Genomic DNA, 12906 nt, shown 5'->3' on the forward strand with positions numbered 1-12906 from the left:
TCCCTGTAAAACCTCCGACCATGGATACGTCCCCCCTGATTCTTCTCGCCGCGGGCGGCACCGGCGGCCATCTGTTTCCGGCCGAGGCGCTCGGCGTTGAGTTGATCCGGCGCGGCTTTCGCGTTCGCCTGGTCACCGACGAGCGCGCGCTGCGCTATAGCGGGCTGTTCAGCAAGGACATGATCGACGTCGTGGCAAGCGAGACCGCGCGCGGCCGTAATCCGTTTCAGCTTGCCTATGCCGGCTTCACGCTCGCCGCCGGCACGTTCTCTGCCTACCGCCTGATCAAGCGGCTCAAGCCGGTCGCGGTCGTCGGCTTCGGCGGCTATCCGACGCTGCCGCCGCTGGTCGCTGCGAAATTCGCCGGCGTGCCCGGCATCATCCACGACGCCAACGCCGTGCTCGGCCGCGCCAACCGGTTTCTGTCGGGCCGGGTCCGCGCCATCGCAACGTCCTTGCCCGGCGTGCTCGACCGCGATCCGGCGCTGGCGAGCAAGACCACGACTGTCGGCACCCCGATGCGGCCGGCGGTTCTCGCCGCCGCTGCGGTAAAGTATAGCCCCCCCGAACCGAATGGTCCGCTGCGCCTGCTCGTCGTCGGCGGCAGCCAAGGCGCGCGCATCATGGCCGACATCGTACCCGGCGCGATCGAGCGGCTCGAGCCTGCGTTATGGAGCCGCCTCGTTCTCACCCAGCAGGTGCGCGAAGAGGACATGAGCCGCGTGCGCGCGGTCTATGACAAGCTCAAGATCAAGGCGGAACTCGCGCCGTTCTTCACGGATCTGCCGGCGCGGCTCGCCTCCAACCATCTCGTGGTGTCGCGCTCCGGCGCGGGTACCGTCGCCGAGCTCGCGGCGATCGGCCGGCCCTCGATCCTGGTGCCGTTGCCCGGCTCGATCGACCAGGACCAGTTCGCCAATGCCGGCGTGCTGGCCAAGGTCGACGGCGCGATCCGCATCCCGCAGACCGAGTTCACCTCCGATCGTCTCGCCACTGAGATCTCCGGCCTGGCCGCCGAGCCCGCGCGCCTCGCCGCGATGGCCGCGGCCGCGAAGGGGGCAGGGCGGCTCGACGCGGCCGAGAGGCTCGCGGACCTCGTGGTGAAGACCGCCGGAATTTAGCCTCCGCGCCGTTCAAGCTTGCACATGGGTCGCTCGGCTCGATGGTCGCACGCGCGGCAGGTTCAATCGTGCCCGGTGGAGGATTTGTTGGTGGCAGGCCTGCTGATTCACTCCCTCGCGGAGTTTTCCGATCTGGTCCTCGAGGCACTCAGGCTCGCGGATGCGCGCGAGATCGTCGAGATCGGCTCGGAATATGGTGGCATGTCGCCTTTCCTTGCCGCGCATTGTCGTGAGCGCGGCGGACACCTCACCGCCGTCGATCCCGCGCCGAAGCACGAATTCATGGAGTGGCTAAAGATCAGCCCGGACGTTCGCCATCTCGCAAAAACGAGCCTGGAGGCGTTCGCCGATGTTGACGAGGCCGATGCCTGGGTCGTCGATGGCGATCACAACTGGTACACGGTCTACAACGAGCTCGGCCACATCGATGCGATCAGCCGTCGCGCCGGCAAGCCGCTTCTGGTCTTCGTGCACGACATCGGCTGGCCGTGTGGTCGGCGCGATTTCTACTATGCGCCCGAGCGAATTCCAGCCGAGTATCGCCACGCCTACAGCTTTGACGCCGGTGCGGTTCCCGGTCAGGCAGCCCTCGTCAAAGGGCGCGGCTTTCGCGGCATGGGCCAGTTCGCGTTTGCCGAGGTCTCCGGCGGTGCGCGCAACGGCGTGATGACGGCGATCGACGACTTTCTGGCCGACGCGCTCAGGGGCGGCCGCGAGCTCGGCTTTGCCGAGATCCCGGCCGTATTCGGGCTCGGCGTGATCTTCGATCTGGACGCGCCCTGGAGCGCGCCGCTCGCCGATCTCCTGTTGCCGTATCATCAGAACAAGCTCATTGGCGCGCTCGAGGCCAATCGCCTGCGCAACTATCTTCACGTGCTCGATCTCCAGGATGAGGCGGTCGCGCGAACCGGCTTCCTCTGACCGCAGCGGCGACATGGTCCCCGTGCTCCGAATGCGGGTCTCGCGGCCCGCGAAACCGGCCAAAATGGGGCATCCAAGCGGGAAATTACCTCGTTTGGAGGCCGCACCGGGCTTGTCCCGATCCGTCCGGTCTTGCATGAAGTGGGGGAGATTCGCCGCTGGCCGGCCACGACGGGGGTAATGCCGCGGCCGCAGCCGGACTTGACAGAGATACAGCCATGAGACTGCCGCGCGAGATCGGACCCATCCACTTCGTCGGGATCGGCGGGATCGGGATGAGCGGCATCGCCGAGGTGCTGGTCAATCTCGGCTATGCCGTGCAGGGCTCGGACGCCTCCGACAACTACAATCTCGACCGTCTGCGCAAGAAGGGCGCGAAGGTTTCGGTCGGCCACAAGGCCGAGAATGTCGATGGAGCCGAGGTCGTGGTCGTGTCCTCCGCGATCAAGCGCGACAATCCGGAATTGATGGCAGCGCGCGAGAGGCGCATTCCCGTGGTGCGCCGCGCCGAGATGCTGGCCGAGCTGATGCGCTTGAAGAGCTGCGTCGCCATCGCAGGCACCCACGGCAAGACCACGACGACCACGATGGTCGCAACGCTGCTCGATGCCGGCGGGCTCGATCCCACCGTGATCAACGGCGGCATCATCAATGCCTACGGCTCCAACGCGCGGCTGGGGGCCGGCGACTGGATGGTGGTGGAGGCCGACGAGAGCGACGGCACCTTCCTGAAGCTGCCGACCGATGTCGCGATCGTCACCAATGTCGACCCCGAGCATCTCGACCACTTCAAGACCTTCGGGGCCGTACAGGACGCCTTCCGTCACTTCGTCGAGAATCTGCCGTTCTACGGCTTTGCCGTGATGTGCATCGATCATCCGGTGGTGCAGAGCCTCGTCGGCAGGATCGAGGACCGCCGCATCATCACCTACGGGGAAAATCCGCAGGCCGATGCGCGCCTGGTCGATCTCACCGCGGGCGGCGGCGGCTCGAAGTTCAAGGTCGTGATCCGCGACCGCAAGGCAGGCACCACGCACGAGATCGCCGACCTCGCGCTGCCGATGCCGGGCCGGCACAACGCCTCCAACGCGACGGCGGCGATTGCGGTCGCTCACGCGCTCGGTGTGTCCGACGAGGCGATCCGCAGTGCCATCGCAGGTTTCGGTGGCGTCAAGCGCCGCTTCACCAAGACCGGCGAATGGAACGGCGTCACCATTATCGACGATTACGGCCATCACCCCGTGGAGATCGCGGCGGTGCTGAAAGCGGCGCGCGATTCTTACACCGGCAAGGTCATCGCCGTGGTGCAGCCGCACCGCTACACCCGCCTGCAATCGCTGTTCGAGGAATTCTGCACCTGCTTCAACGACGCCGATGCGGTGATCGTGGCCGATGTCTATTCCGCAGGCGAAGCGCCGATCGAGGGCATCGACCGCGATCACTTCGTCGCCGGCCTGCGCGCCCACGGCCATCGCGAGGTGATCCCGCTGCCGGCGGCATCGGAGCTGGCGGGCATCGTCAAGGGGCTCGCGAAATCCGGCGATCTCGTCGTGTGCCTCGGGGCCGGCAACATCACGCAATGGGCGTATGCATTGCCGGACCAGTTGAAGGCGCTGGGGTGAGCATGCGCTTGTGCAGCTCCTATGCCGCCACGCGGCACACTGCGCTCCCTCCCCCCTTGTGGGGCAGGGCGGGGGAGAGGGGTAGCCACAAACTCCGTTCTCGCCTGGGGCTACCCCCCTCCCTGACCCTCCCCCACAAGGGGGGAGGGAACGGAAGCAGCTTGCCTACCTCACTCTCGGAGGCGGCATGAGCTTTCCGGACATCATGCCCGACCTCAAAGTCGCGATGCCTGATCTGCGGGGCCGGCTGCTCGCCAACCAGTCGCTCGCCGAGCTCACCTGGTTTCGCGTTGGCGGCCCGGCGCAAGCGCTGTTCACGCCGGCGGATGAGGACGATCTCGCCTATTTCCTCGCGCATCTCGCCAGCGACATTCCGGTCTACGTCGTCGGCGTCGGCTCCAACCTGATCGTGCGCGACGGCGGCATTGCGGGCGTCGTGATCCGGCTTGCGCCGCGCGCCTTCGGCGATGCGAGCGCGAGCGGAGACGTCGTCACCGCCGGCGCGGCCGCGCTTGACAAGCGTGTGGCGGAGGTGGCGGCGTCGGCGAACATCGGCGGGCTCGAATTCTACTTCGGCATTCCCGGCACGATCGGTGGCGCGCTGCGCATGAATGCGGGCGCCAATGGCGGCGAGACCAAGGATGTCCTCATCGAGGCGAGGGGTGTGGGGCGCGACGGCACGAAGCACGTCTTCTCCAACGCCGACATGAAGTTCGTCTACCGCAACAGCGGCGTCGATCCCTCCATCATCTTCACCTCCGCCCGCTTTCGCGGCGAGATCAGGGATTTGGAAGCAATCCGCGCGCGCATGGCGGAGGTGCAAAGCCATCGCGAGACTGCGCAGCCGATCCGGGAAAAGACCGGCGGCTCGACCTTCAAGAACCCGCCAGGACACTCCGCCTGGAAGCTGATCGACGCCGCCGGGTGCCGCGGCCTGCGCGTTGGCGGCGCGCAGGTCTCCGAGATGCACTGCAATTTCCTGATCAACACCGGCGATGCCTCCGCGCACGATATCGAGACGCTGGGCGAGACCGTGCGCGAACGGGTGAAGGCAAATTCCGGAATCGAGCTACACTGGGAAATCAAGCGGATCGGGGTGTCCCCCTAACAGTCATTCCGGGGGCGCGCAGCGCAACCCGGAATCTCGAGATTCCGGGTCTGGTGCTGCGCACCATCCCGGAATGACGGAAATGCGAGGCAGCGAATGCGCATCACCATTCTTTTCGGCGGCTCCAATCGGGAGCGTCTGGTTTCGGTCGCCTCGGCCCAGGCCCTGCATCAGGCATTGCCCGAGGCCGATCTCTGGTGGTGGGACGTCGAGGACAAGGTGCATGTCGTGCAGTCCCGGCAGCTGCTCGAACATGCCCGTCCGTTCGAGGACGAGTTCAAGCCGGGGACATCGGGCATTCCGCTGGAGCAGGCGCTCGACCAGGCCAAGGCGGAAGGGCGGGTGCTGGTGCTCGGCCTGCATGGCGGACGGGCCGAGAACGGCGAATTGCAGGTGATGTGCGAGGTGCGCGGCGTGCCCTTCACCGGCTCGGGCTCGGCCTCCTCGCACCTGGCCTTCGACAAGCTCGCGGCCAAGCGATTCGCCGCCCTCGGCGGCGTGACGCCGCCGTCGAACGTTGCGCTTGATAAGGTCGACGAGGCCTTCGCCGAATACGGAAGACTGATCGCGAAGCCGGCGCGCGACGGCTCGAGCTACGGGCTGATCTTCGTCAACGCCAAGCAGGATCTCGTCGCCGTCCGCAATGCGGCCAGGCACGAAGAGTATGTGATCGAGCCCTATATCGCCGGCGTCGAGGCGACCTGCGGCGTGCTGGAGCGCACCGATGGCTCGATCATCTCGCTGCCGCCGATCGAGATCATTCCGGGCGAGGGCAATTTCGACTACGCCGCGAAATATCTCCTGAAGTCGACCCAGGAGATCTGCCCCGGCCGCTTCGCACCCGAGATCACCGCCGCGCTCGAGGAGCAGGCGATGCTGGCGCATCGCGCGATGTCCTGCACCGGCTATTCCCGCTCGGACTTCATCGTCTCCGACAAGGGCCTCGTCTATCTCGAAACCAACACGCTCCCCGGGCTGACCAAGTCCTCGCTCTACCCCAAGGCGCTGAAAGCCGCAGGGATCGAGTTCGTCGACTTCCTGCGCGGCCTGGTCGAGCTCGCCGGGCAGCGCGTGCGGAAATAGTCGGGACTGGTTAACGGCCGGATCGGCGAAATCGCCCGGTTTGGCGGCCAAAACCGGTAAAATGCCGGACATCGCGCCACAAATGCCGGATATCGCCGGGCAAAATGCGCATGTCGTTAACGAATTTTACCTTTTGTTTACCAGGACGTCCGAAGGTTAACGCTGGCGGCGCATATGGCGCTTTGGCTGCCGGCGCGTGAGCTGTCGCGGGTGATGTCACCTCCAGCGAACGCTTTGAAGGGGAGAGGTTTTCTTCTGCTGAAGACCAGCACCCGGCCCGGCAGGTCCGAGACGTCATGTTCGCCAGGATCCGCGCGCTGTCGCGGGGAAACTGTTGACGAGCTCGTGCAATGGATGGAGCAGGAAGCCTCACCCGATCGCTTTTCAGATCGCTGAGGCCCCAAGCTGACCTGAAGGCGGCCGCTGTCGGAGCGGTCGTGCTTCTGCGCGAGTGGGTGCAGGACAAGCGCCGGCAAAGACTCCAGGCCGCGCGCACCGCCGCCAAGGACAAGATCAAGAGCAGGACCAAGGCCGTCGTCGAGCGTGAGCCGACACCGCGCGTCGTTGCGCTGGTCGAGCGCTATCTGCCGCACCGGGTCGGACTCGGCATGACCGTGCTGCTGCTGATCGGAAGCTGCGGCTTCGGCATCGTCAAGGGCGGCCATCTCCAGGACTTCGTCACCGCGGTCAGCAATGCCCGCAACGCGCTGGCCAATTCCGCCGGATTCCGTATCACCTCGGTCGTGATCAACGGCCGCAAGCAGCTCACCCAGGACGAGATCCTCGCCATCGGCGGCGTCAGCGGCCGCTCCTCGCTGCTGTTCCTCGACGCCGAAGCGGTGCGCGACAAGCTCAAGGCCAATCCCTGGATCGCGGATGCGACCGTGCTGAAGCTCTATCCGGGCCAGCTCATGATCGAGCTCACCGAGCGCAAGGCGTTCGCGCTGTGGCAGGAGGCCGGCCGGCTCTCCGTCATCGCCGATGACGGCGCCGTGCTCGAACCCTACGTCTCGCGCCGCTTCCTGTCGCTGCCGCTCGTGGTCGGCAAGGGGGCCGATACACAGGCGCGCGATTTCCTGGCGCTGCTGGCGCGCTATCCGCAGGTCAATTCGGTGACGAAAGCCGCGATCTTTGTTGGCGAGCGGCGCTGGAACCTGAGGCTCAAGGACGGCCTCGACATCCGCCTACCCGAGCAGGACGTCGGTAACGCGCTGGCGATGCTGTCGAAGCTCGACAAGGACGACAGGCTGTTCTCCCGCGATATCGTCGCCGTCGACATGCGCCTGCCCGATCGGCTGGTGGTGCAGCTGTCCGAGGACGCCGCCAAGGCGCGTGAGGATCAGTTCAAGGACAAGAAGAAAAAGAAGGCCGGGGATTCCGCATGACCGGTCTCGATCGCACCCAGACGCCGAAGACGCGCCCGATGCCGCACAAGCGCGGCGGCATCGTCGCCTGCCTCGACATCGGCACCAGCAAGATCGCCTGCATGATCGCGCGGCTGAAGCCGTCGCCGCCGAGCGATGCGCTGCGCGGCCGCACCCATGCGGTGGAACTGATCGGCTACAGCCAGATTCAGTCGCGCGGGATGAAGGCCGGCGCGGTGATCGATCTCGGCGAATGCGAGCAGGCGGTGCGCCAGGCCGTCGGGCTCGCGGAGAAGATGGCCAAGGTGCGGGTCGAGTCGGTGCTGCTCTCGGTCTCCGGCGGCCGGCTCTCCGGCCAGCTGGTCGAAGCCGCCGCGGACATCCGTGGCGGCGCCGTGACGCCGGCCGATGTCAACCGCGTCACCTCCACCGGCATGCGCCACGCCACCGGCGAGGGCCGCACCGTGCTGCACGCGCTGCCGGTCGGCTACACGCTCGACGGCGTCAAGGGCATCCGCGATCCCCGCGGCATGGTCGCGCACCAGTTCGGCGTCGACATGAACGTCGTCACCTGCGATGCCACCGTGGCGCGGAACCTGATGCTGGCGGTGGAACGCTGCCACATCAATGTCGAAGCCATGGCGGCGAGCCCCTACGTGGCCGGCCTGTCGGTGCTGACCGACGACGAGGCCGATCTCGGCGCCGCCGTCGTCGAGATGGGCGCGGGCACCACCACGATCGCGGTCTATGCCGGCGGCCGTTTCGTGCATGCGGCGGGTTTTGCGGTCGGCGGGCAACACATCACGATGGATCTCGCGCGCGGACTCTCCGCGACCATTGCCGATGCCGAGCGAATCAAGACGTTATACGGGACCGTCATCACCGGCGGATCGGACTCGCGTGAGCTGATGTCTGTGCCGACAGCCGGTGACGAGCAGGATCTGCCGCAGATCGTCTCCCGCGCCACCATCGCGAACATCGTCAAGCACCGCGCCGAGGAAGTCTTCGAAATGGTTCGGGACAAGCTGAAGGATTCGCCCTTCGCCTCGGAGCCCAACGGCCGCGTCGTGCTGTCGGGCGGCGCCTCGCAGCTCACCGGCCTCGTCGAGCTCGGCACCCAGATTCTCGGCCGGCCCGTGCGGGTCGGTCGTCCGCTCGGTTTCGGCCGGCTGCCCAACGAGGCGAAGAACGCCGCGTTCGCGGTGCCGGCCGGACTCCTCGTCTACCCGCAATATGTTCACCTCGAACATGTCGAACCGCGGCATACGCGGCAGCAGGTCAGGACAGGGACCGGCGGATATTTCGGAAAGGTCGGACGATGGCTACGCGAGGGCTTCTGATGACTGCTTTCCGCAATCTTCGATTTTCACCAACTCCCGCGGCCGCCGGCCGGGGCGAACCCACGCGCGCGTGATCGAGAGGCAGCAACCATGACCATCAGCATCAATGTTCCTGATATTCACGAACTGAAGCCCCGGATCACCGTGTTCGGCGTCGGCGGCGCCGGTGGCAACGCCGTCAACAACATGATCACGGCGGGCCTCCAGGGCGTCGACTTCGTGGTCGCCAACACCGACGCGCAGGCGCTGACGATGTCGAAGGCGCAGCGCATCGTGCAGATGGGCACGGCGGTCACGCAAGGCCTTGGCGCCGGCTCGCAGCCGAACGTCGGTGCCGCGGCGGCGGAAGAGGTGATCGACGAGCTGCGCGACCATCTCTCGGGCGCCAACATGGTGTTCGTCACCGCCGGCATGGGCGGCGGCACCGGCACCGGCGCCGCTCCCGTGATCGCCAAGACCGCGCGCGACATGGGCATCCTCACCGTCGGCGTCGTGACCAAGCCGTTCCACTTCGAGGGCGGCCGCCGGATGCGCACCGCGGAAGCCGGCATCAACGAACTGCACAAGGTCGTCGATACGCTCCTGATCATCCCGAACCAGAACCTGTTCCGGGTCGCCAACGAGAAGACCACCTTCGCCGACGCGTTCGCGATGGCCGACCAGGTGCTCTATTCGGGCGTCGCCTGCATCACCGACCTGATGGTCAAGGAAGGCCTGATCAACCTCGACTTCGCCGACGTCCGCGCCGTCATGCGCGAGATGGGCAAGGCGATGATGGGCACCGGCGAAGCCTCCGGCGACAAGCGCGCGCTGACCGCCGCGGAAGCTGCGATCGCGAACCCGCTGATCGACGATAGCTCGATGAAGGGCGCCAAGGGCCTCCTCATTTCCATCACCGGCGGCAAGGACCTCACTCTGTTCGAGGTCGACGAGGCCGCGACCCGCATCCGCGAGGAAGTGGACCAGGACGCCAACATCATCGTCGGCGCGACCTTCGACGAAGCCCTCGACGGCCTGATCCGCGTCTCGGTGGTCGCCACCGGCATCGAGCAGGCCGCGATCGCCCGCAACAGCCAGGCGACCTCCGCGCCCGTCGCAAACCCGGCACCGCAGGCGCAGCAGGCTGCCGCACCTGCCGCCGTTGCCGAGAGCCGTCTCGCCGACCTGACCGCGCGGCTCCGTGCCGATAACCAGCGCCTGGCCGAGCGCGCCCAGAAGCTGGAAGCGCAGAGCCCGGCCGCCGCGCCGGCTCCGGGTGCTGCCGCGCCCCGTCCCAACGTCGAGCGCGCTGCGCTCGCCGCCATCGCCGCTGCCGTTGCCGAAGCCCCGCAGGCGCCCGCGCCGACGCAGACCTATGGCGACGTCACCGTGCGGCCGATCGCGCAGAAACCGACCCTGTTTCCGGAGCCTGACATGGCCCCGGTCGCGATGCAGGAGCCAATGACGCCGGAAAACTTCATTCCGCCGCAGGCGGAACGTCCGCCGGTCCGCGCGCCGCGGATGCCGCGTATCGAGGAACTGCCGATGCCGGCCCAGGCCGAGATTCGTCAGGCCCGCGGCGAGGCCGAGGAAGAGACCCCGCAGAAGACCCGCCTGTCGCTGCTGCAGCGCCTCGCCAATGTCGGCCTCGGCCGTCGCGACGAGGAGAGCGAGCCGCCGGTTGCCGCCCGCACCGCCGGCCCCGCCATGCCGCCGCTGCCCGAGCGGCGCCCGCAGAAGACCGTCGCGCAGCAGATCGCATCCAGCGAGCCGGTATCCGAGTATGCTCGTCGTCCCGCGCCGCAGGGCCTGGATATGCACGGCCGCCCCGCGCCTGTTGCGCCGGCGCCACAGGGCGACGATCATCTTGATATCCCGGCCTTCCTGCGGCGGCAGGCGACCTGAGGATTGTTACAATAAGGCAGACGGAAAAAGGTCCCGGCAGCAAGCTTGCCGGGACCTTTTCTTTTCTCCCGCTCAGACCTAGATTTTTTCTACCAAGCAACTGATTTTAAATGATTAATTACACATTCGGTGGTTCAGTAAAACTGCCGATAACCGCCTCGAGCCGGAGCTCAATTTGGTTAAGCCTTGGCGCGAATACGGCGGGTTTGGGGTAACAATCGGTAAAAAAGCGTGAGTTGGCGCTGTTTGAGGCAGTGACTATGGTTTGCCGTGACTTGGGGATACGGATTCGCGGGGCGTCGGCACTGGCCGGCGAAGCGGGTTTGTATAAGTCGCGATGGTCGTAGTGGGGCGGTTCCTGATGAAACTCAACCGGCAAACAACGCTTCGTGCGCAAGCCTCTGTGGCAGGCGTAGGCGTTCATTCCGGTCTTCCCGTCACTGTCACCCTTGGGCCTGCGCCTGTCGATGCAGGTTTTATTTTTGTCCGTACGGGCCTCGAGGGAAGTGATCGCGAAGTTCAGGCGACCGCCGAGCAGGTGGTGGCGACCGACTTCGCGACCGTTCTCGGCGACCGCAGCGGGCCGCTGGTATCCACTGCCGAGCACGTGCTTGCCGCACTGCGAGGCATGGGCGTCGACAACGCTACCATCGAGATCGATGGTCCCGAAGTGCCGATCATGGACGGCAGCGCCGCCGCCTTCATTGCGGCGATCGACCAGGCCGGTATCGTTACCCAGCCGGCGCAGCGCCGCCTCATTCAGGTTTTGAAGCCGATCTCGGTCAAGGTCGGCGACTCCTTCGGCGAGATCAGGCCGCACGCCAGCGGGTTCCGCGTCGAGGTCGAGATCGACTTCACCAATCCCGTCATCGGCCAGCAGAGCTACGTCTTCGACCTCAACCCTGAAGGTTTCCGCCGCGAAATCGGCCGGGCCCGGACGTTCGGTCTGATGTGCGATGTCGCGCGGCTCTGGAGCGCGGGCTATGCCCTCGGCGCTTCCTTCGACAATACCGTCGTGTTCGACGATGAGCGGCTGCTCAATCCCGAGGGGCTGCGCTACGCCGACGAATGCGCCCGCCACAAGGTGCTCGACGTGATCGGCGACCTCTCGCTGGCCGGCCTGCCGCTGCTTGGCGCCTACCGCTCGGTGCGTGGCGGCCACAAGCTCAACCACGCTGTCCTGACCGCGCTGCTCGCCGACCGTACCGCTTGGCGCGTGGTCGAAGGCGAGGCTGCCCGCCGCACCCCGCGTCCCGTGGGCGAAGTCGGTCGCGGTATCGTCGGTGGCCGGGTTGCCGCGGCGTTCGGACCGGACGTGTCCTGAAAGAGACCCGTCGCCTCGGCGTTCGGTTGGCGACCCCACCTGGGAAACTCCTGGTAACCAAGATCGGCTAGGATTGCGGCACGTTCGCCTTAATCCGGGCGAAATGCCTGCCTATCCGGTGGTTTACGATCGTTTGTCGGGTACATTGGCGTGGTCGCATGGCAGGCACCACGGTTACAATTCGCGCCCAGGACGGGGTTCGTGGGCTGGCGGACACCGCATCACAGGGCGTCAGGGCTTAAACTCATGTCGGCACAGCGTATGACGCGCGGATATTTCTCGGTCTCGTCGCGAGCCCGTGGGCTGCTGCAGGCCGTCACCTTCATCATGCTCGCGCTGCCGCTCGCCGGCTGCGGCACGGGATCGCTCTGGGACAAGTTCACTGCCAAGGACGACACCTTCGTCGAGGAGCCCGCCGACAAGATCTACAATGAGGGCCTGTACCTCATGAACGAGAAGAAGGACATGAAGGCGGCGACCAAGAAGTTCGAAGAGGTCGACCGCCAGCATCCTTATTCCGACTGGGCCCGCAAATCGCTGCTGATGTCGGCCTATGCGTCCTATCAGGGCGGCGACTATGACGGCTGCATCGGCGCTGCCACCCGCTACGTCACGCTGCATCCGGGCAGCCCGGACGCGGCCTATGCGCAATATCTGATCGCCGCCTCCCATTACGACCAGATCCCGGACATCAGCCGCGACCAGGCCCGCACCGAGAAGGCGATCGCCGCTCTGGAAGAGGTGGTGCGCAAATATCCGACGTCCGAATATGCGACTTCGGCCAAGGCCAAGATCGAGGGTGCGCGCGACCAGCTCGCCGGCAAGGAAATGAACGTCGGCCGCTACTACGCGCAAAAGCGCGACTACACGGCCGCGATCAACCGCTACAAGACCGTCGTCACGCAGTACCAGACCACCCGCCACGTCGAGGAGGCGCTGTTCCGGCTCACCGAGGCCTATATGGCGATCGGCATCGTCGGCGAGGCGCAGACCGCGGCGGCCGTGCTTGGGCACAATTTTCCTGACAGCCGCTGGTACAAGGACGCCTATAATCTTGTAAAATCCGGCGGTCTCGAGCCGAGCGAGAATCAGGGGTCCTGGATCAGCCGGACCTTCAAGAAGATGGGTCTCGGCTAGGA

10 protein-coding genes are annotated in these 12906 nt (G+C 66.1%); all 10 read left to right on the forward strand.

Features of this window, described 5'->3' with window-relative positions; translation table 11 throughout:
- The first annotated feature begins 20 nt into the window (after positions 1–20).
- The 10 genes from murG to IVB23_RS31165 all read left to right on the forward strand — a co-directional run bounded on the left by murG (position 21) and on the right by IVB23_RS31165 (position 12904).
- Complete coding sequence (gene murG / locus IVB23_RS31120; RefSeq protein WP_247801137.1) at positions 21–1121, forward strand: undecaprenyldiphospho-muramoylpentapeptide beta-N-acetylglucosaminyltransferase; 1101 nt, start codon at positions 21–23, stop codon at positions 1119–1121.
- A gap of 90 nt (positions 1122–1211) precedes the next feature.
- Complete coding sequence (locus IVB23_RS31125; RefSeq protein ID WP_247801138.1) at positions 1212–2042, forward strand: class I SAM-dependent methyltransferase; 831 nt, start codon at positions 1212–1214, stop codon at positions 2040–2042.
- A 218-nt stretch (positions 2043–2260) separates the two neighbouring features.
- A complete protein-coding gene (murC, locus tag IVB23_RS31130) occupies positions 2261–3664 on the forward strand; it encodes a UDP-N-acetylmuramate--L-alanine ligase (protein ID WP_247801139.1) in 1404 nt (467 codons plus the stop codon).
- 187 nt (positions 3665–3851) lie between these two features.
- Complete coding sequence (gene murB / locus IVB23_RS31135) at positions 3852–4772, forward strand: UDP-N-acetylmuramate dehydrogenase (protein ID WP_247801140.1); 921 nt, start codon at positions 3852–3854, stop codon at positions 4770–4772.
- 96 nt (positions 4773–4868) lie between these two features.
- Positions 4869–5855 carry a D-alanine--D-alanine ligase gene (locus IVB23_RS31140; RefSeq protein ID WP_247801141.1) on the forward strand — a complete coding sequence of 329 codons (987 nt, stop codon included), beginning with the start codon at positions 4869–4871 and terminating at the stop codon, positions 5853–5855.
- 350 nt (positions 5856–6205) lie between these two features.
- Entirely contained in the window at positions 6206–7240 is a 1035-nt protein-coding gene (locus tag IVB23_RS31145; RefSeq protein ID WP_247801142.1) for a cell division protein FtsQ/DivIB, read from the forward strand.
- On the forward strand, positions 7237–8559 hold the full coding sequence (ftsA, locus tag IVB23_RS31150) for a cell division protein FtsA (protein WP_061877576.1): 1323 nt from the start codon (positions 7237–7239) through the stop codon (positions 8557–8559). Before IVB23_RS31145 ends, ftsA begins: the two co-directional genes overlap by 4 nt.
- A 90-nt stretch (positions 8560–8649) precedes the next feature.
- Entirely contained in the window at positions 8650–10443 is a 1794-nt protein-coding gene (gene ftsZ / locus IVB23_RS31155) for a cell division protein FtsZ (protein WP_061877577.1), read from the forward strand.
- A gap of 361 nt (positions 10444–10804) precedes the next feature.
- The gene (gene lpxC / locus IVB23_RS31160; RefSeq protein WP_061877578.1) at positions 10805–11767 is read left to right on the forward strand and encodes a UDP-3-O-acyl-N-acetylglucosamine deacetylase; all 963 of its coding nucleotides are present in this window, start codon (positions 10805–10807) and stop codon (positions 11765–11767) included.
- A 246-nt stretch (positions 11768–12013) separates the two neighbouring features.
- Positions 12014–12904: an outer membrane protein assembly factor BamD gene (locus tag IVB23_RS31165; RefSeq protein ID WP_028177055.1), complete on the forward strand. Its 891-nt coding sequence runs from the start codon at positions 12014–12016 to the stop codon at positions 12902–12904.
- Positions 12905–12906 lie beyond the last annotated feature (2 nt).

Source organism: Bradyrhizobium sp. 191, from assembly GCF_023100985.1.
Taxonomy (GTDB): domain Bacteria; phylum Pseudomonadota; class Alphaproteobacteria; order Rhizobiales; family Xanthobacteraceae; genus Bradyrhizobium; species Bradyrhizobium diversitatis.

What these genes read in the sequence shown, in the direction of transcription:
- lpxC (WP_061877578.1), top strand. Translation starts at nt 10,805, where the DNA reads ATGAAACTCAACCGGCAAACAACGCTTCGTGCGCAAGCCTCTGTGGCA.
- IVB23_RS31140 (WP_247801141.1), top strand. Translation starts at nt 4,869, where the DNA reads ATGCGCATCACCATTCTTTTCGGCGGCTCCAATCGGGAGCGTCTGGTT.
- murC (WP_247801139.1), top strand. Translation starts at nt 2,261, where the DNA reads ATGAGACTGCCGCGCGAGATCGGACCCATCCACTTCGTCGGGATCGGC.
- murB (WP_247801140.1), top strand. Translation starts at nt 3,852, where the DNA reads ATGAGCTTTCCGGACATCATGCCCGACCTCAAAGTCGCGATGCCTGAT.
- ftsA (WP_061877576.1), top strand. Translation starts at nt 7,237, where the DNA reads ATGACCGGTCTCGATCGCACCCAGACGCCGAAGACGCGCCCGATGCCG.
- IVB23_RS31165 (WP_028177055.1), top strand. Translation starts at nt 12,014, where the DNA reads ATGTCGGCACAGCGTATGACGCGCGGATATTTCTCGGTCTCGTCGCGA.
- ftsZ (WP_061877577.1), top strand. Translation starts at nt 8,650, where the DNA reads ATGACCATCAGCATCAATGTTCCTGATATTCACGAACTGAAGCCCCGG.
- IVB23_RS31145 (WP_247801142.1), top strand. Translation starts at nt 6,206, where the DNA reads ATGGATGGAGCAGGAAGCCTCACCCGATCGCTTTTCAGATCGCTGAGG.
- murG (WP_247801137.1), top strand. Translation starts at nt 21, where the DNA reads ATGGATACGTCCCCCCTGATTCTTCTCGCCGCGGGCGGCACCGGCGGC.